Source organism: Agrobacterium sp. S7/73 (assembly GCF_019355535.1).
Lineage (GTDB): Bacteria > Pseudomonadota > Alphaproteobacteria > Rhizobiales > Rhizobiaceae > Agrobacterium > Agrobacterium tumefaciens.
In genome coordinates, this window is the sequence record NZ_CP072136.1 from 1481557 (window position 1) to 1503246 (window position 21690).

General features: G+C 57.8%; 20 protein-coding genes. 14 read left to right on the plus strand and 6 right to left on the minus strand.

Annotated features, from left to right (window positions below; translation table 11 throughout):
- Position 1 precedes the first annotated feature (1 nt).
- Positions 2 to 1783: a chloride channel protein gene (locus J5276_RS07315; RefSeq protein WP_013636093.1), complete on the plus strand. Its 1782-nt coding sequence runs from the start codon at positions 2 to 4 to the stop codon at positions 1781 to 1783.
- Positions 1784 to 1960: 177 nt separating this feature from the next.
- Complete coding sequence (locus J5276_RS07320) at positions 1961 to 2734, plus strand: class I SAM-dependent methyltransferase (RefSeq protein WP_112155078.1); 774 nt, start codon at positions 1961 to 1963, stop codon at positions 2732 to 2734.
- Between the two features lie 65 nt (positions 2735 to 2799).
- Here J5276_RS07320 and J5276_RS07325 read toward each other — a convergent pair whose 3' ends face one another.
- Entirely contained in the window at positions 2800 to 3180 is a 381-nt protein-coding gene (locus J5276_RS07325; protein ID WP_013636091.1) for an RDD family protein, read from the minus strand.
- A 118-nt stretch (positions 3181 to 3298) separates the two neighbouring features.
- Here J5276_RS07325 and J5276_RS07330 point away from each other — a divergent pair, with 118 nt between their 5' ends.
- From J5276_RS07330 to J5276_RS07385, 12 genes are all read left to right on the plus strand, one after another.
- Entirely contained in the window at positions 3299 to 3772 is a 474-nt protein-coding gene (locus tag J5276_RS07330) for a ribonuclease H (RefSeq protein ID WP_111783064.1), read from the plus strand.
- Positions 3773 to 4072: 300 nt separating this feature from the next.
- Entirely contained in the window at positions 4073 to 5095 is a 1023-nt protein-coding gene (locus J5276_RS07335; RefSeq protein WP_111783065.1) for a substrate-binding domain-containing protein, read from the plus strand.
- Between the two features lie 119 nt (positions 5096 to 5214).
- Positions 5215 to 6708: a sugar ABC transporter ATP-binding protein gene (locus J5276_RS07340; RefSeq protein WP_111783066.1), complete on the plus strand. Its 1494-nt coding sequence runs from the start codon at positions 5215 to 5217 to the stop codon at positions 6706 to 6708.
- Positions 6705 to 7649, plus strand: a complete 945-nt coding sequence (locus J5276_RS07345; RefSeq protein WP_111783067.1) for an ABC transporter permease — start codon at positions 6705 to 6707, stop codon at positions 7647 to 7649. The genes J5276_RS07340 and J5276_RS07345 overlap by 4 nt, the downstream gene beginning before the upstream one ends.
- Position 7650: 1 nt before the next feature.
- Positions 7651 to 8619 carry an ABC transporter permease gene (locus J5276_RS07350; protein WP_013636086.1) on the plus strand — a complete coding sequence of 323 codons (969 nt, stop codon included), beginning with the start codon at positions 7651 to 7653 and terminating at the stop codon, positions 8617 to 8619.
- 3 nt (positions 8620 to 8622) lie between these two features.
- Positions 8623 to 9645 carry a LacI family DNA-binding transcriptional regulator gene (locus J5276_RS07355; protein ID WP_003515235.1) on the plus strand — a complete coding sequence of 341 codons (1023 nt, stop codon included), beginning with the start codon at positions 8623 to 8625 and terminating at the stop codon, positions 9643 to 9645.
- 33 nt (positions 9646 to 9678) lie between these two features.
- The gene (locus J5276_RS07360) at positions 9679 to 10728 is read left to right on the plus strand and encodes a sugar phosphate isomerase/epimerase (RefSeq protein WP_112155079.1); all 1050 of its coding nucleotides are present in this window, start codon (positions 9679 to 9681) and stop codon (positions 10726 to 10728) included.
- Positions 10729 to 10739: 11 nt separating this feature from the next.
- Positions 10740 to 11909 (plus strand): Gfo/Idh/MocA family protein, encoded by a 1170-nt coding sequence (locus tag J5276_RS07365; protein ID WP_112155080.1) that lies wholly within the window; start codon positions 10740 to 10742, stop codon positions 11907 to 11909.
- 128 nt (positions 11910 to 12037) lie between these two features.
- Positions 12038 to 12892 carry a sugar phosphate isomerase/epimerase gene (locus tag J5276_RS07370; RefSeq protein ID WP_162632918.1) on the plus strand — a complete coding sequence of 285 codons (855 nt, stop codon included), beginning with the start codon at positions 12038 to 12040 and terminating at the stop codon, positions 12890 to 12892.
- Positions 12893 to 13045: 153 nt separating this feature from the next.
- Positions 13046 to 14731 carry a GMC oxidoreductase gene (locus tag J5276_RS07375; RefSeq protein WP_003515231.1) on the plus strand — a complete coding sequence of 562 codons (1686 nt, stop codon included), beginning with the start codon at positions 13046 to 13048 and terminating at the stop codon, positions 14729 to 14731.
- Positions 14731 to 15291, plus strand: a complete 561-nt coding sequence (locus tag J5276_RS07380; protein ID WP_112155082.1) for a gluconate 2-dehydrogenase subunit 3 family protein — start codon at positions 14731 to 14733, stop codon at positions 15289 to 15291. The genes J5276_RS07375 and J5276_RS07380 overlap by 1 nt, the downstream gene beginning before the upstream one ends.
- 68 nt (positions 15292 to 15359) lie before the next feature.
- Positions 15360 to 15755 carry a cytochrome c family protein gene (locus tag J5276_RS07385; protein ID WP_112155083.1) on the plus strand — a complete coding sequence of 132 codons (396 nt, stop codon included), beginning with the start codon at positions 15360 to 15362 and terminating at the stop codon, positions 15753 to 15755.
- 160 nt (positions 15756 to 15915) lie between these two features.
- On the opposite strand, the gene J5276_RS07390 is transcribed toward J5276_RS07385, so the two are convergent.
- The 5 genes from J5276_RS07390 to J5276_RS07410 form a co-directional block, all read right to left on the minus strand.
- A complete protein-coding gene (locus J5276_RS07390) occupies positions 15916 to 17076 on the minus strand; it encodes a glucoamylase family protein (RefSeq protein WP_112155084.1) in 1161 nt (386 codons plus the stop codon).
- A gap of 224 nt (positions 17077 to 17300) precedes the next feature.
- Positions 17301 to 17684, minus strand: a complete 384-nt coding sequence (locus tag J5276_RS07395) for a response regulator (protein ID WP_025593416.1) — start codon at positions 17682 to 17684, stop codon at positions 17301 to 17303.
- Positions 17681 to 19993 (minus strand): GAF domain-containing protein, encoded by a 2313-nt coding sequence (locus tag J5276_RS07400; protein ID WP_065702556.1) that lies wholly within the window; start codon positions 19991 to 19993, stop codon positions 17681 to 17683. Before J5276_RS07400 ends, J5276_RS07395 begins: the two co-directional genes overlap by 4 nt.
- A 33-nt stretch (positions 19994 to 20026) precedes the next feature.
- Entirely contained in the window at positions 20027 to 20452 is a 426-nt protein-coding gene (locus J5276_RS07405) for a response regulator (protein WP_003515224.1), read from the minus strand.
- A gap of 11 nt (positions 20453 to 20463) precedes the next feature.
- Positions 20464 to 21573, minus strand: coding sequence for a PAS domain-containing protein (locus J5276_RS07410; RefSeq protein ID WP_111783072.1), 1110 nt, complete (start codon positions 21571 to 21573; stop codon positions 20464 to 20466).
- Positions 21574 to 21690: the final 117 nt, after the last annotated feature.

Consider the following 21690-nt stretch of genomic DNA (forward strand, 5'->3'; position numbering starts at 1 on the left):
CATGTCGACCCGGCCTTTCCGTGCACCCAGTATGGCGAGCTTCTTCGACAATCTGCGCTCCAGTCGCCTGCGGGCGATGTTCCGGCGCGGCGAGCTGGGGCTGGTGGCTCTCGCCGTCCTCATCGGCATTGCGGCCGGCCTTCTGGTGGCGCTGATCGGCGGATTGAGTACGGCCCTGCATGTGCTGGTCTTCGGTGTCGAGCGGCTGAGCAGCAGTGAACTCTCCGGCTGGATCGTGCTTGCCGGGCCGGTCATTGGCGGCATCGTACTCGGCCTGATCCTCTTCATTCTTTCGAAAACCCGCAAAAAGCCGATGGTCGACCCTATCGAGGCGAATGCGCTGCATGGCGGACGCCTTTCGCTGACGGACAGCATCATCGTCTGCGTGCAGAACATCGTCTCAAACGGTTTCGGCGCATCTGTCGGGCTTGAGGCAGGCTATACGCAGATCGCCAGCGGTGTGGCCTCCAAGATCGGTATCAAGCTGAAGCTGAGACGAGGAGACATGCGCATCCTCGTCGGCTGTGGTGCTGCTGGTGCCATTGCCGCTGCCTTCAACGCGCCTCTGACCGGGGCATTCTATGCCATAGAACTCATCATCGGCACCTATACCGTCGTGACACTCGCGCCGCTCATTGTCTCGGCGCTGGTGGCCAGCATCGTGGCAGGGCTTATCGGCGGACATGGCCTGTCCATCGATATCTATGATGCCAGCCGTGTGACGCCGCCGGATTATGTACCGGCCATCTTTCTCGGCGTGGTATGTGCGTTTATCGGCATCGTGCTGATGCAGACGGTCTCCCTTATCGAGGAAACGGCCCGCAAAAGCGCCATTCCCGGCTGGCTGCGTCCAACAATCGGTGGCGTGGCGGTGGGCGCACTTGCGCTGATTTCACCGCAGGTCCTGTCGAGCGGCCACGGTGCGCTCCATCTCAACATCGATGCCGATCTGACGATATACGGGCTGGCCGGGCTTTTCCTGCTGAAGGCTGCGGCGAGCGCGATTTCCATCGGCTCGAATTTCCGCGGCGGTCTGTTTTTTGCCTCGCTGTTCATGGGGTCGCTGGTCGGCAAGATTTTCGCACTCTGCGCACCCTATATCGGCTATGGCTCGACAGCACCCGTGGTCTACGCCGTGGTCGGCATGAGTGCTTTTGCCGCCGCCATTATCGGCGGTCCTCTGACGATGACGTTTCTGGCGCTGGAACTGACCGGAGACTTCCAGATCACGGCTTTGGTGCTCGCGGCCGTCATCACGACATCGCTCGTGGTACGCACCACCTTCGGTTACTCCTTCGCCACCTGGCGTTTTCATCTGCGGGGCGAAAGCATTCGCAGCGCCCACGATATCGGCTGGATCCGCGACCTGACGGTGGGCAAGATGATGCGCGCCGATATTCGCAAGGCCAATGTCAGCATGGGTCTTCCCGCGTTCAAGGAGAAGTTTCCGCTAGGCTCGACGCAGCGGGTTATCATGACACATGACGACGGGCGTTATGCCGGCATGGTCCTCGTGCCGGAAATCTACGCCGACCCGATGGATCGCGATCCCTCCAAGATCAGCCTCGAGACCTACCTCAATTACAAGAACGACGTGCTGCTGCCGGCGATGAATGCACGTCAGGCGGCGGCAGCCTTCGATGCTACCGAAAGCGAAGCTCTGGTTGTCGTCAACGACAAGATCGAAAACCGACCCGTTGGCCTGCTGACGGAAAGCCATACGCTGAGGCGGTATAGCGAAGAGCTCGAGCAAAGGCGCCGGGAGGCATCAGGAGAGTTATAAATCACATCAGGAAACTGAAGTTATATGTTGAAATAAATAGTTTTATCGCGGTTTACATCTTGGGAAACAGACTTGTGATTTTCCAGTGATGTCGCATGGGCTAACTTGGCATCACATTGTGAAGCAAGCTGTCATTCGCCGCAGCGGATGCGATTTGAGTACTCAAAGGAATAGACCATGGATGGCGGCAACTTCGATCTCAAGGAGGAAATCCGCGATTATTGGTCGAAAAGATCAGAGACTTTCGATCTGGCCTTTGGACACAAGATAGCAGCTGGCGCCGAGGCCAATGCATGGCAGAAGCCGATCCGCGACCTGATGGGACCTGAGCCGAAACATATCCTTGAACTGGCCTGTGGCACCGGCGAGGTGACGCGGCTTATTCATGATCTCGGCCACGAGGTCACGGCACTCGACTTTTCAGAAGCGATGTTATCCGTAGCGCGCGCCAAACATGCGGGAAAACCAAGGCTACGTTTCGTGATGGCGGATGCCGAAAACACCATGGAGCCGGATGCGTCCTATGATGCGATCATCTGCAGGCATCTGGTCTGGACACTGACGCAGCCTGAGGAGACCTTCCGCGAGTGGTTCAGGCTGCTTCGTCCGGGCGGTCGGCTCTTGTTTTTCGATGGTGACTGGGCAACGCCAAAACCGGCAGGGCGTCTCGCCAGCCTTTTGATCCGGCTCATCGATCTTTCGGTGGGGGCCGACAAGAATTACGATGGTGCCCAAAGCAGCCATCATGCCGCAATCATGAAGGCGCTTCCGTTCGGGCAGGGGTTGCGCCCGCAGATGCTGACGCCGCTCCTGATCGCCGCCGGCTTTACCGGCATCGAACTGCACTCACATGCCCCGATTGCGAGAGCGCAGCGGAAAAACACCAACCTGCGCAACAGGCTGCGAACTTACGTCTACCGTCGTTTCATCCTGACCTGCCGCCGTCCTTGAAACGGGAATGGTAATGGGAAACGGGAAAGGTGAGGGGCCGAATGTGAAGTCACACAACCACAAACTCAGCGGTCCTTTACAATAGCACCACCCGAGAAATGGTCGCGGTACCAGGGCAGAAACCATATTGCGAGCGGGCCGAAGACCATGCGATAGAGCGCTTGCGTAAAGGTCAGTCTTTCGCCGGTGCGCCGGACGACCTTTAATCGCATTAGCAGTTTTCCGGGAGTTGCCATGAAGGCGCTGCTTTCGAAGGCCGGGAAATAGCAAAACAACACGGATGCCAGCCATAAAAGCGTTACACCCATCAGAGGTGTCGGCGGTTGCCCCGCTGGAGCGTCCATATATTGCGGTAGCCACTCTGCGGCGATGAATGTCGGTGCAAACGCCACACTGATGAGCAAGATGAGATCGACTATTCCTGCGACGATGCGTTTGAAGATCATGTTTCATCCCTGGACGTGAATCTGACTCGAATAAGATGATTGTACAAGCTATCTACAGAAAACACCCGAAAGCGCTGTCATTCTTTCCAAGCGCCTCTGACGCAAGGAAACGAGCTCCATGACTGCTCCACTCGTCATCTACGCGGATGGTTCATACGACCCTGTAGCATTATCGGGAAGCTGGGCATTCATCGTGTTTGAAACCGAGCGGCAGATCCATGCTGCGCGAGGAGCGGAAATCGGACTTACGAACAATTCGTTTGAAGTCATGGCGGTCATGAATGCACTTTTATGGCTCGATGCACAGGCTCCAGGCCGAATAGCCAAGCTCTGGACAGACTCCGCTCACGTGATGGAAGGTTGCCATCGCTGGCGCGAAATCTGGCGTAGCAACGGGTGGAAGCGCATCAATCCAGATTCGCGAAAACGCAAACGACAGATACCAGATGGCGGTCTGTGGCAGAATGTGGATCGTTTGCTCCTTTGTAATCCGAACGTCGAGATAGCGTGGTGCAAGGGACATTCCGGTATAGCCGGGAACGATCTCGCGGATGCTTTGGCCCGTGCCAAGATGGTGGATGGGGGCAATTAGTCTCACGCCAACCGGTCTATAGACGCCCGCCAGCAGCTTGTTCTTGTTGAAGTAGCGGAGCTTCAAGCTGTCCGTGCATGAACAAAATTGGGGCGTTATCAGCCCTGCAATCCACGCCAGTATGGTGCCGCTGTTCCTCCTTAAATTGCCGTCCCATCTCTCCGCCAAGGCTCGGCAATTCGTTGTGGCAACGAGAGCATAAAAAATCCCAGCTGGGTTGACTCATTTATGAAACCGGTTACATTCCCTCATGTAAACGGTTTCATCGGTTAAAAACCGTGCTTGGAGGAGCAAATTTTCATGTTTAAACATTTGATGGCTGCTGCCGCTATGGTGCTGGCGGCGGGCACGTCCGTGCATGCTCAGGAACAGAGCTTCAAGATCGGTCTTTCCAATTCTTTCGTCGGCAGCGAGTGGCGCACGCAGATGATCGAGGAAGCTCAGGCTGCCGCAAAGGCGTGGGGCGAAAAGGGCGTGAAGGTCGAAGTCGTCGTTCAGAGCGGTAATGTCGATGTGCAGGGGCAGATCGGCCATATCCGCAATTTCATGAACCAGGGCGTTGATGCGATCCTCATCAATCCGGGCAGCCCGACTGCCTTTGATCCGATCTTCGCTCAGGCGAAGGCACGCAACATTCTCGTCATCGCAACCGACGCGGAAGTGTCTTCTAAGGACGCGATCTATGTCGGCATCGACCAGAAGGCCTGGGCGGCACAGTCCGCACAGTGGCTTGCGGATTCGCTGAAGGGCAAGGGAAGCGTCGTCGCGATCAACGGTATCGCCGGCAATCCCGCCAACGAAGCCCGCGTCGCCGGTTACCGCGAAGTGTTCACGAAATATCCTGATATCAAGGTGCTGAACGAAGCCAATGCGAGCTGGGATCAGGCGCAGGGGCAGCAGGCGATGCAGAACCTTCTCGCCACCTATCCCGATATCAGCGGTGTGTGGGTGCAGGACGGCATGGCCGACGGCGCATGGCGCGCAATCGAAGCCGCCGGCAAGACCAAGGACATCGCCGCGACAGGTGAAATCCGCAAGGACTTCATGACGCGCTGGGAGAAGGAAAAGTTCAACTCCGGCGCCTCCGTCAATCCTCCGGGTGTCATGGCCAGCGCGCTCAACGTTGCGGTTCTGAAGCTGCAGGGCAAGGAATTCAAGGACGGCATTTTCGGCGGTACCTACGGAAACGCCATCTATATTCCGATCCCCTTCGTCAGCAACGACAACCTCGCGGACAACATCAAGTCCGCCGAAGGTAAGCCGGGCTATTGGTCCGTCACGGCAACCGTGACGCCGGAACAGGCTGGCGAGTTCTTCAAGTAAGATCAGTCTCGGGCTGGCCGCAAACGCCAGCCCGAAACCTGAAATTCGAATGTGGACCGCGTATTGCGCGCGTCCGCCAGTGACGAAGCACAATGACAAGTAAAATTCGGGGACATGCGATGGCGAACGCTCTGGAAGCGGCCGGCATACAGAAGAATTTTGGCGCCGTGCGTGCGCTTTCCGACGGCAGGCTGACCGTTGGTCGCGGTGAAATTCACGCGCTGCTCGGTGCGAATGGTTGCGGCAAGAGCACGCTCTGCAAGATCGTTGCAGGTGCGGTCGCGCCGACCAGCGGCACCATCCGGTTCAACGGCGAAAACGTGCGCTTCAAAAGCCCGCGTGACGCCGAAAATGCCGGCATTGCGCTGTTTTATCAGGAGCTAAGCCTCATTCCGCAGCTTTCCGTCGCTGACAATATTTTTCTCGGTCGCGAACCGAAGCGCGGTGTTTTTGTCGACAGCAAGGCCCTGAAAGCCGGGGCGCAGAAGCTGATTGCGCTTTTTGACGGAGTTGCGGGCGAAGGGCTGGAGCCGGATGCGATCGTCGGCAATCTGCCGCCCGATCAGCGCCAGCTCGTCGAAATCCTGAAAGTTTTCGCCCAGAATGCCAGCCTCATGATCATGGATGAGGCAACGGCGGCACTTGATGGCCGCCAGTCCGAGCGTTTTTTTGAGATACTCAGATCCAAGAAGGCGGACGGTATCTCCACCATCATGATTTCCCACCGGCTCGATGAGGTTTTTGCTGTCTGCGACCGCATCACCGTCATGCGTAACGGTGCGACCATTTCGGAACTCGACACCGCCGCTACCACCCGCGAGGCCGTGGTGCATGACATGGTCGGCGATGTCCGCGCCGCGCCTGCCCGCCAGCAGGGACGCGCAGGTGCAGCGCCCAGCCTGAAGGTGACGGACGTTGCGGGCGAGGGTGTTCGCGGTGTCAGTCTTGAAGCCTATCCGGGTGAAATCGTCGGTTTGGCGGGATTGCAGGGGCAGGGTCAGTCGGCCTTGCTGAAGGGCCTGTTTGGCGCAAGCCCCTTTGCCGCCGGGCAAATCCAGTTCGAGGGCCGTGATGTCGCCATCGGCAAGCCTTCGCAGGCGGTTCATAACGGTTTTGCCTATGTGTCAGGCGACCGCGGGCGTGATGCCTCGCTTCAGGGCAGGTCGATCTTCGAAAATCTTGTTGCAGCTCTGATGGTGCGCGAAAAGATGAGACTGGTCCGGCCCGCGACGCTGAAGCCGCGTGTGCAGAAGGTCGCGCACGACATGAAGACGAAGTTTGCCGGCATGGATATGCCTATCGGCACGCTCTCAGGCGGCAACCAGCAGAAAATCTTCATTTCCCGCTGGCTTGCCACCGCGCCGAAACTGCTGCTGCTCGATGATCCGACCAAGGGTATCGATCTTGGCGCCAAGGCCGATCTCTTCGCGCTTATGCGCCAGCAGGCTGACGCGGGCGCGACCATTCTTCTCTATTCCTCGGAAGATGCGGAAATCCTCGAATATGCCGACCGCATTCTCGTATTCAACGGCGGACGCATTTCTGCGGAGCTGACCGGAGCCGACATGACATCCGTCAACATGACCCGCGCCGCCTATGGAGACGCCGCATGAATTCCCTCGGTTTTATGCGCAAGCAACCCTGGATCATAACTCTTGTGGTTCTGGCCGTTCTCATCGGCGTCAACACGTTTCTGCAGCCGTCTTTCGTGCAGCCGGCCGTATTGCAGTCGAACCTGACGACATTTCTTCCCCTGATCCTGGTCGCCATCGGTCAGACCTATGTCATTCTGGCGGGGGATATAGATCTGTCGGTCGGAAGCATCGTAGCGCTCGCCAATGTCGTTACCGTCAGCGTCATCGCTGCACTTGGCGGAACGGCAAGTGCCGTCGTTGCAGGTATGGGAGCGGGTGTTGCGGTTGGACTGATCTGTGGGCTGGTCAACGGCCTGTTCATATCCGGCCTGCGTTTCCAGCCCATCGTCACCACCTTCGCGACGGGCATCATCTTCGCCGGTCTGGCGATCTGGGTTCTGCCGCAGGCCGGTCTTCCCGTGCCCGAAGCCTATTGGCAGACCTATTCCGGCAGCTTCATCGGTTTGCCTTTCGTGCTGTGGATGCTGTTGGCTGGTATTGCCTTTACGCTCGTTGTGTCGCGCATTCCGTTTCACGTGCATTTGTTGGCCGTGGGCGGCAATCGCACGGGCGCTTTCCAGACGGGCCTGCGCCTCTCCGGCATTCGCATTGGCGCCTACATGATTTCCGGTCTGTTTTCGGCGCTCGCAGCGCTGTGCCTGACGGGCGAGACCGCCTCCGGCGACCCCTTGCTCGGTGCAAGCCTGGCGCTCTCCTCCATTTCGGCGGTTGTTCTTGGCGGCACCGCACTGTCCGGCGGGTTCGGCAGCTCGACAGGATCGATCGCCGGCGCGCTGGTGCTGGGCATGATCGGCAACGTGATTTTCTTTGCGGGCTTGCCCTTCGAGTACCAGACATTGGTGCAGGGGTTGATCGTGCTGACGGCACTTGCCGGCGGCGTTCTGGTGACGAGGCGTTGAGATGACAAATCCCGGTTTGAAAATCAAATCCATCATCACCGATCCGCTGACCATTGCGATTGGCGCGTCAGTCTTCCTGCTGCTGGTCGGCGAACTGTTGTCGCCCGGCTTCGCACAGGGGTCGCAGATCGTGCGGCTGCTGACGATCGCCGCTATTCTCGGTATCGTCGCGGCGGGCCAAAATCTTGTGATCCTCGGCGGACGCGAAGGCATCGATCTTTCCGTCGGCGCGATGATCTCGCTCGGCGCGGTCCTTGCCGGCAACATGATGAACGGACAGAATGTCGGAATACCGCTCGCCATACTGGTCGCAGGTGGTATTCCCTTCCTGATCGGCCTCATCAATGGCCTCGGCATCACCTTCGTGCGCATTCCGCCGCTGGTCATGACACTCGGCATGACAGCGGTGATCCAGGGCGGGCTGGTGGTCTATTCGCAGGGCGTTCCATCAGGTGCGGCGGCGCCGCTTCTGGCGGGTTTCATCAACCGGCCTCTCGTTTTCGGTATTCCCGGCGTCCTCTTCGTCTGGCTTGGCATTGCCGCGATCATGCTGTTCGTGCTGCGCCGCACGGCCTTCGGCTTCTCCATTTACGCGATAGGCTCCAATGAGCGGGCGGCGACGTTGGTCGGATTGCCCGTGTCTTTGATCCGCACGCTGCTTTACGGCCTGTCCGGCCTGTTTGCCGGTCTGACCGGAGTCTGCGTGATCGGTTATACCGGCACCTCCTTCATTTCTGTCGGCGACCAATATGTCCTTCCATCGATCATCGCTGTTGTCATCGGCGGCACTTCGCTTGCCGGTGGTGCGGGCGGATATATCGGAACCATGGCCGGGGCAGTTGCGCTCACCATTCTGCAAAGCGTACTGATAACGCTCAACCTCGATGTATGGGCCCGGCAGATCATATTCGGTGTCACGTTACTTGCGCTGATGCTGCTTTATGGCCGCCAAAAGCAGTTGCGTGTGTGACAGATGAGCAAAGACCAAGGTTCGAATATCAGGGAAGTTGCAGCTCTCGCGGGCGTTTCAATCGCGACCGTGTCACGGGCGCTGCAACAACCCGACAAAGTCCGCCCGGAAACGAGGAAGAAGGTTTTCGATGCCGTCAGGCAGGCGAACTTCGTTCCCAACGCCCAGGCCGCAAGCTTCAGGCGTCAATCCAACAATACCGTCATTCTTCTCGTTCGCGATATCGGCAACCCCTTTTATCTCGAGATCTACAAGGGCGTGGAGGAAGCGGCGGGGGAGGCGGGCTTCAAGGTGCTCATGGGCGACGCCCGTAACGACGAAAACCGCGTGGCGACACATATCGACATGGTCAGGCAGAAACATGCTGACGGCCTCATCCTGATGACCGGCCAGTTTCCTTCAGAGCTTCTCGGTCAGGGTGACGCGCTGCCGCCGATCGTCATCGCTTCGGAAACCGTGCCAGGCATCGCGCTGCCCACCGTCAAGGTCGATAACCGCGCCGCGTCCAAAAACGCCGTGCATCATCTGATCGAAGCAGGGCACACGAAGATCGCGCATCTCGCCGGACCTTTTCCGGAAAGTCTGGCACAGGAGCGTTTCGAGGGCTACCGCGACGCGCTTGAGGAAGCGGGTATCGGTTACGCGGATGAACTCGTCGTGACAGGCGATTACAGCATCGAAGCCGGTAGACAGGCGATTGCCGGACTTCTCGAAAACGGCATTTCCTTCACCGCCATCTTCGCCTCGAGCGACCAGATGGCGATTGGCGCGATCAGCGAGCTGCGCGGGCGCGGGCTGTCCGTGCCGACCGATGTCTCGGTCATTGGCTTCGACGATATAATTTTCGCCAATGCTTTCGAACCACCGCTAACGACAGTGCGCCAGCCCCGGCAGGAAATGGGCCGCAAAGCCATGGCGCTGATGGTCGACCGGCTTAATGGCAAACGCACGGCCGAAACCATCGTGCTGGATACGGAACTGGTGGTGCGCGGCTCGGTCGCGCCCTGCCGTTCGCCGCACCGGTAGCGGCCAGACTGTGAATGCAAGGAGTGTAAGGACATGAAGACGATCAAAGGCCCGGCGATTTTCCTCGCGCAATTTGTTGGGGACAAGGCACCCTTCGACACGCTCGACAATCTCGGCCAATGGGCGGCTTCCCTTGGGTACAAGGGCATTCAGGTGCCGACCGATCCCAAGCTCTTCGATCTCGAGAAAGCTGCCGCTTCCAAGGCTTATTGCGATGATATTAAAGGACGTCTGGCCGAGACAGGCGTCGAGATCACCGAGCTTTCAACCCATATTCAGGGCCAGCTCGTCGCTGTTCATCCTGCCTATGACGAGATGTTCGACGGTTTCGCGCCCGCCGAAATGCGCGGCAAACCGCAGGCGCGTCAGGAATGGGCGGTCAACCAGCTGAAGTGCGCGGCGAAAGCCTCGCAGCATCTGGGCCTCAAGAGCCATGCGAGTTTTTCCGGCGCGCTGGCGTGGCCTTTCGTTTATCCGTGGCCGCAGCGCCCCGCAGGTCTTGTCGAAATGGCCTTTGCTGAACTCGGCAAGCGCTGGACGCCGATTCTCGATACATTCGAGGAGAATGGCGTCGATCTCTGCTACGAGCTGCATCCCGGCGAAGACCTGCATGACGGCATTACCTTCGAGCGTTTTCTCGAAGCCACCGGCAATCATTCGCGTGCCAACATCCTTTATGATCCCTCGCACTTCGTGCTTCAGGCGATGGACTATCTTGATTTCATCGATATCTACCACGAGCGCATCCGGGCCTTTCACGTCAAGGATGCCGAGTTCAATCCGACCGGCCGGTCCGGCGTCTATGGCGGTTATCAAGGCTGGGTCGACCGGCCGGGGCGCTTTCGCTCCCTCGGCGACGGGCAAGTCGATTTCGGCGCGGTGTTTTCCAAGCTCACCCAATACGACTTCGAAGGATGGGCCGTGCTGGAATGGGAATGCGCGCTGAAACACCCGGAGGACGGGGCGCGTGAAGGTGCCGGTTTCATTGAAAATCACATCATCCGCGTGACTGAGCGGGCTTTCGACGATTTCGCCAAAAGCGGCGTCGATGATGCCGCCAACCGTCGCCTTCTCGGGCTTTGAAAGGGATAGACATGTCCTCCGCAACAGCAAGATTTAATAGCCGCCGCATTCGTCTCGGCATGGTGGGTGGCGGTCAGGGTGCCTTTATCGGCGCGGTGCATCGTATCGCCGCGCGGCTCGACGACCGTTACGAATTGGTCGCCGGTGCGCTTTCCTCCGACCCGGCACGCGCCAGCGCTTCGGCAACCCTACTCGGCATTGCGCCCGAGCGGTCCTACGCTTCTTTTGAGGAGATGGCGTCGGCCGAGGCCGGTCGTGAAGACGGTATCGAGGCGGTCGCCATCGTCACCCCCAACCACCTGCATTTCGCCCCGTCCAAGGTCTTTCTCGAATCTGGCATCCATGTCATCTGCGACAAGCCCGTCACCGCGACGCTGGAGGAGGCCAAGGAGCTGGCGAATATCGTGAGGGCATCCGACAGGCTGTTCATCCTCACGCATAATTACACCGGCTATGCCATGTTGCGGCAGATGCGGGAGATGGTGGCCAACGGTGCCATCGGCAAGCTGCGCCATGTCCAGGCAGAATATGCCCAGGACTGGCTGACCGAAGCGGTCGAAAAGACCGGCGCAAAGGGAGCGGAATGGCGCACCGATCCGAGCCGCTCGGGCGCGGGCGGGGCAATCGGCGACATAGGCACCCACGCTTTCAACGCCGCCGCCTTCGTGACCGGTGAAATTCCCGCGAGCCTCTACGCAGATCTCACTTCCTTCGTTCCGGGCAGGCAGCTGGATGACAGCGCCAATATTCTGCTGCGTTACGAAAGCGGCGCGAAGGGCATGCTCTGGGCAAGCCAGATCGCTGTCGGCAATGAAAACGCCCTGTCGCTCAGGGTCTATGGCGATAAGGGCGGCCTTGAATGGCACCACCGCGTGCCGGACGAGCTGTGGTTCACACCTTACGGCGAGCCCAAGCGGCTGATTACGCGCAATGGCGCGGGTGCAGGCGCTGCCGCGAACCGTGTCAGCCGTGTGCCATCAGGGCATCCGGAGGGATATCTCGAGGGTTTTGCGACGATCTACCGTGAAGCCGCAGACGCAATCATCGCAAAAAGGGAGGGAAGAGCAGCCGCCGGGGATGTGATTTATCCCGGCATAGAGGACGGCCTTGCGGGTCTCGCATTCATCGATGCGGCCGTGCGGTCCAGCCTGACCTCGTCCTGGGTAGAGATCGACATCTAGATCACTGGATATCGGGGACTGACGACGCAGGGCATCGGAGGTTGTGCCCAGCATTATCCTACTGATTGTTCGGAAGAGCATGGACAGGCGTGTCGTCATATTGATCAAACGGAAAGGGAGTTACGCGTTTGAAAACGTTAAAGTCAAAATTCGCGAAGATGGCATTCGTCGTCGGACTGGCGGCCGGTATCGCAAATCCGGTTTTTGCCGATGACAGCAAGACGCTGCCGATTGCCGCGCAGATGTACACACTGCGCAACGCCGGAACGCTTGAGGAGCAGCTTGCCATCCTCAACCGCGCGGGCGTTTCCGCCGTGGAAACGGTGGATATGCAGAAGGTCACCTCCAGCGAGCTGAACGCGCTTCTGGAAAAGCACAAGATCAAGGTCATTTCCTCGCATGTGCCGATCGACAAGCTTCGCGGCAACCTCGACGAGGTCATCACCGAGCAGAAGGCTGTCGGCAATCCGGTCGTGACCGTGCCGTTCCTCAAGCCCGAAGACCGCCCTAAGGACGCCGCAGGCTGGACAGCCTTCGGCAAGGAACTTGGCGGATATGCCGACAAGCTTTCCGCGGCTGGCCTCTCCATGGCCTATCACAACCATGATTTTGAAATGGTCAAGTTCGACGGCAAGACGGCGCTTGAACTGCTGCTCGATGCCGCAGGTCCGAAACTGCAGAGCGAACTCGACGTCGCCTGGGTGGCGCGCAGCGGCAATGATCCGGCTGAGTTCCTCGGCACTCTGAACGGTCGGGTTTTCGCAATCCACGCCAAGGACAATGCACCGGCCGGCACGGCCGAAAACGAGCGCGGCTTTGCAACGATTGGCACCGGCGTTCTCGACTGGAAGACGATCCTGCCGGCGGCCAAAAATGCCGGCGCACAATGGTTCATCCTTGAACACGACCTTCCGCTCGATGCCGAAGCGGTCGTGACCAAGGGCAACGCGTTCCTGAGCGAGCACTTGCCGACGATTCAGTAAACACTGCCAGTAAAACCAGAACCGCACCTCGGCGGCCGGTTTCGCCGGGGCGCATAAGGTTCGACAGACGCATGATGAAGTTTCCGCCGCGTTGCGACGGGGAGCGCATTGTCTCGTCGACTTTTTACCCAAGTACCAATCGGAGGAGTTATCATGGCGGACAATCATTATGATGCGATTGTTGTCGGTTCAGGCATAAGTGGAGGCTGGGCTGCAAAGGAACTCACGGAAAAAGGCCTGAAGGTTCTGCTGCTGGAGCGCGGCAGAAACATCGAGCACATTACCGACTATCAGAATGCCGACAAGGAAGCCTGGGACTATCCCCATCGCAACCGCGCCACGCAGGAGATGAAGGCGAAGTATCCGGTTCTCAGCCGCGACTATCTGCTGGAAGAGGCCACGCTCGGCATGTGGGCCGACGAGCAGGAAACGCCCTATGTCGAAGAAAAGCGTTTCGACTGGTTCCGTGGTTATCACGTCGGCGGCCGTTCGCTGCTGTGGGGACGCCAGACCTACCGCTGGTCGCAGACCGATTTCGAGGCCAATGCCAAAGAAGGGATCGCCGTTGACTGGCCGATCCGTTATCAAGACATTGCTCCCTGGTATGATTATGTCGAGCGTTTCGCCGGCATTTCCGGCAGCCGCGAGGGGCTGGACATTCTTCCTGATGGTGAATTCCTGCCGCCTATTCCGCTGAATTGCGTTGAAGAGGATGTGGCACGCCGGTTGAAAACCGCCTTTAAAGGCACACGCCACCTCATCAATTCGCGCTGCGCCAACATCACCCAGGAACTTCCCGATCAGGAGCGCACGCGCTGCCAGTTCCGCAACAAGTGCCGGTTGGGCTGTCCTTTCGGGGGCTATTTCAGCACGCAGTCATCGACCCTGCCGGCGGCAGTCGCCACCGGAAATCTTACGCTCCGGCCTTTCTCCATCGTCAAGGAAATCCTTTACGACAAGGACAAGAAGAAGGCTCGCGGTGTCGAGATCATCGATGCCGAAACGAACCTGACCTATGAATACACCGCCGATGTGATCTTCCTCAACGCTTCGACGCTCAACTCGACCTGGGTTCTGATGAACTCGGCCACTGACGTGTGGGAGGGAGGGCTCGGCAGCAGCTCGGGCGAACTCGGCCACAATGTGATGGACCACCATTTCCGCATGGGCGCCACCGGCGAGGTGGAAGGTTTCGAAGAGTTTTATTTCAAGGGCCGCCGCCCGGCGGGATTCTATATTCCCCGTTTCCGTAACACCGGCGACGACAAGCGGAACTATCTGCGTGGTTTCGGTTATCAGGGATCCGCCAGCCGTTCGCGCTGGGAGCGGGAAATCGCCGAACTCAACATCGGAGCCGACTACAAGGAAGCGCTGACCCAGCCGGGCGCCTGGACTATCGGCATGACTGCCTTCGGTGAAATGCTGCCTTATCACGAGAACCGCGTGAAGCTTGACCACGACAAGAAGGACAAATGGGGCCTGCCAGTCCTGTCGATGAATGTCGAGATGAAGCAGAACGAACTCGATATGCGCGAAGACATGGTCAATGACGCAGTCGAGATGTTCGAAGCGGTCGGCATCAAGAACGTCAAACCGTCGAGGGGCAGCTATGCGCCGGGCATGGGCATCCATGAAATGGGTACGGCCCGCATGGGACGCGACCCCAAAACTTCCGTGCTTAATGGCAACAACCAGGTCTGGGATGCGCCGAACGTCTTTGTCACTGACGGTGCTTGCATGACTTCGGCCTCCTGCGTCAACCCGTCGCTCACCTACATGGCGCTGACGGCGCGTGCCGCGGAATTTGCCGTTTCCGAACGCAAGAAGGGGAACCTGTGATGAACAGACGTGAACTGCTGAAACTGATAGCCATTGCCTCCGGTCTTCCGCTGATCGGCGCTGACGTGGTCACTGCGGCGGAAAACGCCGCCAAGCCTGCCGGCGACGTCCACGCGTTCAGCCCGGAGGAAATCCGGCTTCTGGACGAGGTGGCTGAAACGATTATCCCTCGCACATCCACCCCGGGTGCGAAGGACGCTGCCGTTGGCGCATTCATGGCAGTCTATGCGGCCGATTGTTACACGGGCGAACAGCGGAAACTCTTCCTCTCCGCGATGGCTGACATCGAAAACCGCAGCCGGACGGAATACAAGAAGGCGTTTCTGGAGCTGACGTCGCAGGAGCGGCAGACGCTGATTTCTGCGCTGGACAAACAGGCCCGGACGAAACAGACACCGACCGCACCGCATCCCTTCACACTCGTCAAGCAGCTGACGCTGCTCGGTTTCTTCACCTCGAAGATCGGCGCCACCGAGGTTCTCGTTTACGACGAAATCCCCGGCGGCTTTGAGACCTGCGTTCCCTACAAGAAGGGTACGCCCGCCTGGGGCACGACCTGAATTGAGAACAAGCCGCCCGCCTGCATTCGCAGGCGGGCGCGTTCATACGGCAGAACAAGGATGACACGATGCGCAAGAGAATGATCATCACGGCGGCAATGCTGGCGGCAAGCGCCGTTCCCGCTTTTTCAGAGGGCGATGTTGCCAAGGGGGAGGCGGCCTTCAAGCGCTGTTCCGCCTGTCACGCCATCGGCGAGGGCGCGAAAAACAAGGTCGGCCCGCAGCTTAACGGGATCATCGGCCGCACTGCGGGCGGCGATCCGGACTATAATTACTCGAATGCGATGAAAAAAGCAGGCGGGGAAGGGCTGGCGTGGACACCGGAGGAACTGCGAGACTTTCTCAGCGCTCCCAAGAAGAAAATCCCCGGAAACAAGATGGCCTTGGCGGGCATCAGCAAACCGGAAGAACTGGATAATCTTATCGCCTACATCGAAAGCGCGTCTTCGAAACCAGCCGAATGACAGCACGCCGTTTATCGAACATCAAAACTCCTGCAGTTTTGAGACGATGACCACGACTTTACCCTAGTATATCCTGCGCGCCGAAGGCCTTGCCAAGGAATTGCCAAGGCCTTCCGGCGTTGTCTTCAAGGATGCATTTGCGCTACTCAAACACCGGTTCTCAGGGGTCGGTCCGTCCTTCCTGCAGGCTCGACTTTTCGAACGACCTGTCCTGATGGAAGCCCAGTTCGGCCAAGCCTTTTTTCACCTCCGGCGCGTTCATGAATAAATCCCAGATCAGGCCGCTGCGATAGTTTTCCATCATCGCAACAACAGGCCCTTGATTGATCGCAAGATGCGTTCCGGACACCCAGCCGGTTGAGGGCTGGAATGAATCCATGAGGCCAAAGCGGCCGATGAGTGCACCATTGTTCCATTGCAGAAAACGCAAAGCCGCCTCGCGTGACCGATGAGAAAAGAAGGGCATGCTCGAGAGGGCTGCCGTTGTCGCAATGATGCCGTCATCGTCGGTCGGAGAATTTACGACATAACCCTTTGGCCCATCACACGCAGACAGACCCCACCCGGCCTCACTTGGGTAACGCGTGCGGCAGTAGCGGTAATTGATCATGCAATGCGCGTGAACCTGCTCCAGATAGTCGTGACAATAAACATCGCCGAGACCGCGCGGATCGAGTGTGCAGAAGGAATAGTGCGACAGGAAAAGCGGTCCTCCATACGGCTGGCCAAGCGGCAGCCGAACACCGAGATACATCGATCCGTTCCGGATTTCGCCATCGCTTGCCCATCCGGAATGATAAGACTCGGCGCTGATTGCATGCGTCGTTGAACCCGCCGCGAGCACATAACAGACGAGGGCCTCGTTCCAGCCCACAATCGGCAAGTTTTTCGCCCAGGCATACCGACGGCTCCAATGCCAGAACAGCGGCCCGGGCTTTCCCCTGGTAAACCAGCCCCATTCCACCGTCTCGACGATTTCATTTATGGACCGGCGTAAATCGATTTCGGAGGACGTCTGCGCGCCAAAAAACTGTCTGACGCAGATCAGCGCCTGAACCAGAAGAGCGGTTTCAACGAGATCTCCGCCGTCGTCGAATTTCGCGAAGGGTATCGTTCTTCCGCTGGACGCATCGATGAAGTGAGGGAAGGCGCCATGAAAACGCTTCACACTTGCCAGCGATCTCAACATCCGGCTCGCCCGGGCGATGGCTTCCTGTTCGGTTATCCAAGAACGGCGTACACCAACGATGAGCGAAAGAAAACCAAACCCGATCCCGGAGACCGATGCGATCTCATGGATCGCAACACCATCGGATCGCATACGATCCCGCGGTAGGCCACTCTCCGGATGGCTCCCGGACCAGAAATATTCAAAGGTATTGCGATGCAAACCATCAAGTTCAGCAGGTAATTTATCCGTCAATTCCAACCTCAGGGACCAGCGGCAATCAGTCGGCAGATCGACTGCCAAGCCTTATCCGACTCTGTCACCATCTCCAAATTTCAAGCGGAGCGGTGAATCCCGGTAGCCGCAAAAATTCTCGGCTACCGCAGCATCTGCCTTATCGTCTCCACGATCTGCTCTTCGCAGTAGGGTTTCGTAAAGAAAGCCGTATCTGCCGCGATCATATGACCGGGATCTTCGAGATGGCCGGAAACCAGGATAACTTTGATAGGCGGCCACCTGTCACGAACAATGGCTGCCAGTTGCAGGCCGTCGACGCCGCGTGGCATATCGATATCAGTGAAGACAATTCGTATGTCTGCGCGTGCCTCAAGGATATTGACCGCCTCCGTAGCATCTGCCGCAGCAAGCGCTGTGTATCCTGCGGTTTCAACCAGATCCACGGCGGCAAGGCGTAGCAGCGGCTCATCCTCGACGACGAGTATGGTTGCCACATCGGCAGCATTCGAGGTCACGGTCATCATGACTGTCTCAAATGGGAAACCAGTCCCTGCATCGTTACCCGCAGGCCGTCAGGATCAAAATTGACCTCGACACCGCCTGTACCCATCAGACCAAGCTGTATGAGCTTAGATCCGAAACCTTTACCCGATGGAGCGGTCACCGGCGGGCCGTCCTGCTCCTTCCATTCCAGAACGAGCGCGTTCTCGCCGCCTGCATCTTCTATCGTCCATGAAATAACGACGGTTCCGGCATCAGAAGACCAGGCTCCATATTTCAAGGCGTTTGTGCCAAGCTCGTGCATCAGGAGAGCCAGCGACAGCGCAGTCCTGGGCCCGATTTCCATGTCGGTGCCCGATATGCGGTATCGCTCGGGAAGAGAAAGTTGGCGAAGCACGGAATCGATCACTGCCACCATGCGCGCCGACGACCAGTCCTGGTTCAGGAGAACCTCATGCGCATTGGAAAGCGCGCGCAATCTGCTCGTGAAGGCTTCGACAGGGGCTCTGTCGGTGACGGGGCGAAGCGTCTGTGTCGCAATCGCCTGAACCATGGCCATCGTGTTTTTGAGCCGGTGGCTGATCTCGTGATTGAGAACCTGCTGTTCCTGCTCGGCCCGAATCCTGGAGATCGCCTCACGCGTCCGGTCCGCTATCGCACGCACAAAATCACGCTCCTCGGACGAGAATTCATGCGGCTTGTCGTAGTGTACGAACATGACCCCCGCGAATGCACCTCTTTCGATGATTGGCACATTCACGAGGACGGAGATGCCTAATGAGTGTAGAAGCTCGGCTGAAGCGGAGGTTCTCGGATCTGTCGCCACATCGGGTATGATGACCGTCTCGCCGCGCTTCAAATCCTGGATGTAGGATCCGTAATTCCTGAAATGATGGAGCCCCGCGACGGTGAACATTCCCTCCGCACACCAGTCGGGAAGCATCTGCACCGTCTCGGCGATAGGGTCAACGATGCCGTAGCCCGCCCGCGTCGCGCCTCTCAGACTCCGTGCCAAAATCTCCGCGGCGGCAAATGCCACTTCCGCAACAGTATCCAGCTCGCGGATCTTTTCGCCGAGTTCCAGGAATGCAAGCTGCCTGTCCTCCGACAGTTTTTGAGCGGTGGCGTTGCGTGCGACCTTGATATAACCCGGGACCTTGGGCGACGAATGGTTGGACATCGGCCGGATCGTGCCGTCCAGAAAGATGCTGGAGCCATCGGCAGCGAGGTGCCATCGGCGGTCGGGTGCAACCCCTTCGGACGTGGCTCTGCTCACTTCAGCCGCAGGAACGCCGGCTGCCCGGTCCTCCTCAGTAAAAATCGACTCAAACGGCCGTCCGAGCATCTCGGCTTCCGACCAGCCAAATGTCTCCTGCGCTCCACCGAACCAGCTTGTAATGCGCTGGTCTTCATCGATCGTCATGATAATATAGTCTTTAGCGCCTTCGACGATCAGGCGAAGCTTCGTTTCGCTGTCACGCAAAGCCTCCTGGGCTTGCATACGGTCAGTGACTTCAACGAACATGATGACGAACGTGTCTTCACCAGTGGCTTGAACATAGCCGTCAAACCACCGGTCCATCGATCCGATCTTGCGGGTGAAACGCTTGCTTTGTTGGGTCTCGACGGCCTCCACCACATCGGAAACCCACTCATTCTCGAATTCTGGAAAGAGTTCGCGCATGGTTCGACCAGGCACATCATCGCCTGGTAATCCAAGAAGAGTGCTCCATGCGGGATTGACCGTCTCGTACCGCCAATCGACAATCGTTCCGTCGACGTCACGGATCACCGAGCCTACGACGATGCCTTCCTCCAATTGCTGGAAAAGCGCACCCCAGCGCCGCTCGGAAAGGAAGGTCGCAATCTGGTTCGAGGCGACCCTTCCGATCTGGTTCAGTAACTGCAGCTCGCTTTCCGTCCATGTGCGTGGTTCGCCATCGATTGCTGCGAGCGCGCCGATCACCATGCCATCAGGGAGTGTTACAGGCACTCCCATGTAGGAGATCACGCCCAGATCGGTTATGGCCAGATTATTTCTAACGAGATCATGAACCGTCGCATCCCCGATAATCAAAGGCTGTCTGTCGCGAACCACATGCTGACAGAATGAATGCGTGAGTGGCGTTTCCGCTGCTTCAGCCCATTTGGGTGGCAACCCGACATGAGCGATGAAAACCTGCCGGTGCTCGTCCAGAATGGAGATCAAAGCCACTGGGCATTTCAGGCCGGTTTTGACGACCTCGATAATATCCTGGAATTCGGGTGGGCTCTGGACATCAAGCAGCCCAGAGTTTCGAACTGCGTCAATGCGTTCCGACGGTGAATTCAAGGTCAATCCTTATCCGCACAGGGGCGGCGTTGGTCAAGCCGACAAGGCGGCAAGCAGTTTGGGCGAAACAACAAGGCTGGGAGGAGGGGTAGCGGAGCGCTCTGCGCCAATAACGATGCCTTCAATGAACTGCAAGGCATTTTGCAAACCGTTCATCGTGTAGGGTTTCTCGATCGCTCCAAGTGCGCCTGCAAAGTCCTCAGGTATTCTCTTCAGGTTACCCGAAACAAAAACATAGGGGATGGAGCTCGAAGAAAGATATCGGCCGACTTCTATGCCCGTTGGACCATCCAGCAATTGAATGTCTACAAATGCGAATTGCGGCAGTGCTTTGTTGGCAAGCTCGATAGCTTCCTTGCTGTCGGCAGCGATCCCCACAATCTCGTGTCCGGCATCTTCCACTTCGCTTTCAAGTTCCATCGCCAGCAGAGCTTCGTCCTCTACGATCAAGATTTTCACAGGAGATCCTTTCAGTCTTTTACAGAAAGCGTGACACGAACATCCGAGAGGCTACCTTCAACCGTCCGAACTATCGTAGCACGCAATTGTTTTACGCATGCTTCCAGCATCTTTTTGCTAAAGGCTGCTTCTTCCTTGTCCACTTCGCCCGGCGTGACGGTATCGGCAACCCTGACAAGGAAGTGGCCGTTGAGGCGCTTGACCTCCAGGTGCAATTGCCCGCCACGGTCCTTCAATCCTCTGCGAATGGCGTCGCCGATGAGTTCGTTGATGATCAAGGCAAGGGGGGAGGCCTTGGTCGCCGGAACCACCACCTCATGAAGATCGGTGGTGAGGATGATGTCGGTTCGCTTCAAGGCTCCGATCTTGTCGAGCATCAATGTATTGGCAAAATCTGCGACATCGAAATGCCCTACATCTTCATCGTTCAGAAGCTTGCGCTGGACGGTGCTGAGTGCTTCGACCCTGTTCAGCACAGACATCAATGTGCGCTCGACAACATCATTGTCAGTCATCCGCGCCTGAAGCTTCACGATTGAGGCGATTGTCAGGAGGTTGTTTTTTACGCGATGATCAACTTCGTGGACGAGGGTTGTTTTTGCCCGCAATGCCTCAGTCAAATCCGCCGTTCGCAGCGCCACCTCTCCCTCCGCGATGTGGCGGGCGCGAGCGAGTTCGGCTTCCTTGCTCTTGATATCGGTGAAGTCGAGTTGCGAGGCGAAAAAATAGATGACGGTTCCGGCAGCATCGCGAACAGGACTAACGAAGAGAGCATTCCAAAACTCTGATCCGTCTTTGCGATAATTAAGGATGTCGATCGCCAAATCCTGCTCGGCTGCGATTGCCTCACGCAGCTTCGTAACTGAGCCAGGATCTGTGTCTGGACCCTGGAGCAGACGACAATTTTGACCAACCAGCTCTTCGGCGGAATAGCCGGTCAATCTGCTGAAAGCAGCATTGCAGAAGATGATTGGATTGTCGTTGAGGAGTGGATTTGTGATGATCATGGGCATGCGGGTGGCCTTGAAGGCTGCCGCAAACGGATCTTCAGAAGCGTGGCCAGATACTAGACGCTCTCCAGCGTCTTGAGCATCCTGCCGGAGGAGATCATTATCTTTCATGCAAGGTCCTGAAGGTAACGGTCCCCTAAAATGTTTGAATGGGAATTTGGTTCCAACGACAAAGTGAATTATTCCTGTTTTACAGGGTAGGGGATCCACCATCTTTTTGCATATTGT

Coding starts and splice junctions, on each gene's coding strand:
- J5276_RS07315 (WP_013636093.1), top strand. CDS start 2: ATGTCGACCCGGCCTTTCCGTGCACCCAGTATGGCGAGCTTCTTCGAC.
- J5276_RS07320 (WP_112155078.1), top strand. CDS start 1,961: ATGGATGGCGGCAACTTCGATCTCAAGGAGGAAATCCGCGATTATTGG.
- J5276_RS07325 (WP_013636091.1), bottom strand. CDS start 3,180: ATGATCTTCAAACGCATCGTCGCAGGAATAGTCGATCTCATCTTGCTC.
- J5276_RS07330 (WP_111783064.1), top strand. CDS start 3,299: ATGACTGCTCCACTCGTCATCTACGCGGATGGTTCATACGACCCTGTA.
- J5276_RS07335 (WP_111783065.1), top strand. CDS start 4,073: ATGTTTAAACATTTGATGGCTGCTGCCGCTATGGTGCTGGCGGCGGGC.
- J5276_RS07340 (WP_111783066.1), top strand. CDS start 5,215: ATGGCGAACGCTCTGGAAGCGGCCGGCATACAGAAGAATTTTGGCGCC.
- J5276_RS07345 (WP_111783067.1), top strand. CDS start 6,705: ATGAATTCCCTCGGTTTTATGCGCAAGCAACCCTGGATCATAACTCTT.
- J5276_RS07350 (WP_013636086.1), top strand. CDS start 7,651: ATGACAAATCCCGGTTTGAAAATCAAATCCATCATCACCGATCCGCTG.
- J5276_RS07355 (WP_003515235.1), top strand. CDS start 8,623: ATGAGCAAAGACCAAGGTTCGAATATCAGGGAAGTTGCAGCTCTCGCG.
- J5276_RS07360 (WP_112155079.1), top strand. CDS start 9,679: ATGAAGACGATCAAAGGCCCGGCGATTTTCCTCGCGCAATTTGTTGGG.
- J5276_RS07365 (WP_112155080.1), top strand. CDS start 10,740: ATGTCCTCCGCAACAGCAAGATTTAATAGCCGCCGCATTCGTCTCGGC.
- J5276_RS07375 (WP_003515231.1), top strand. CDS start 13,046: ATGGCGGACAATCATTATGATGCGATTGTTGTCGGTTCAGGCATAAGT.
- J5276_RS07380 (WP_112155082.1), top strand. CDS start 14,731: ATGAACAGACGTGAACTGCTGAAACTGATAGCCATTGCCTCCGGTCTT.
- J5276_RS07385 (WP_112155083.1), top strand. CDS start 15,360: ATGCGCAAGAGAATGATCATCACGGCGGCAATGCTGGCGGCAAGCGCC.
- J5276_RS07390 (WP_112155084.1), bottom strand. CDS start 17,076: ATGCGATCCGATGGTGTTGCGATCCATGAGATCGCATCGGTCTCCGGG.
- J5276_RS07395 (WP_025593416.1), bottom strand. CDS start 17,684: ATGATGACCGTGACCTCGAATGCTGCCGATGTGGCAACCATACTCGTC.
- J5276_RS07410 (WP_111783072.1), bottom strand. CDS start 21,573: ATGAAAGATAATGATCTCCTCCGGCAGGATGCTCAAGACGCTGGAGAG.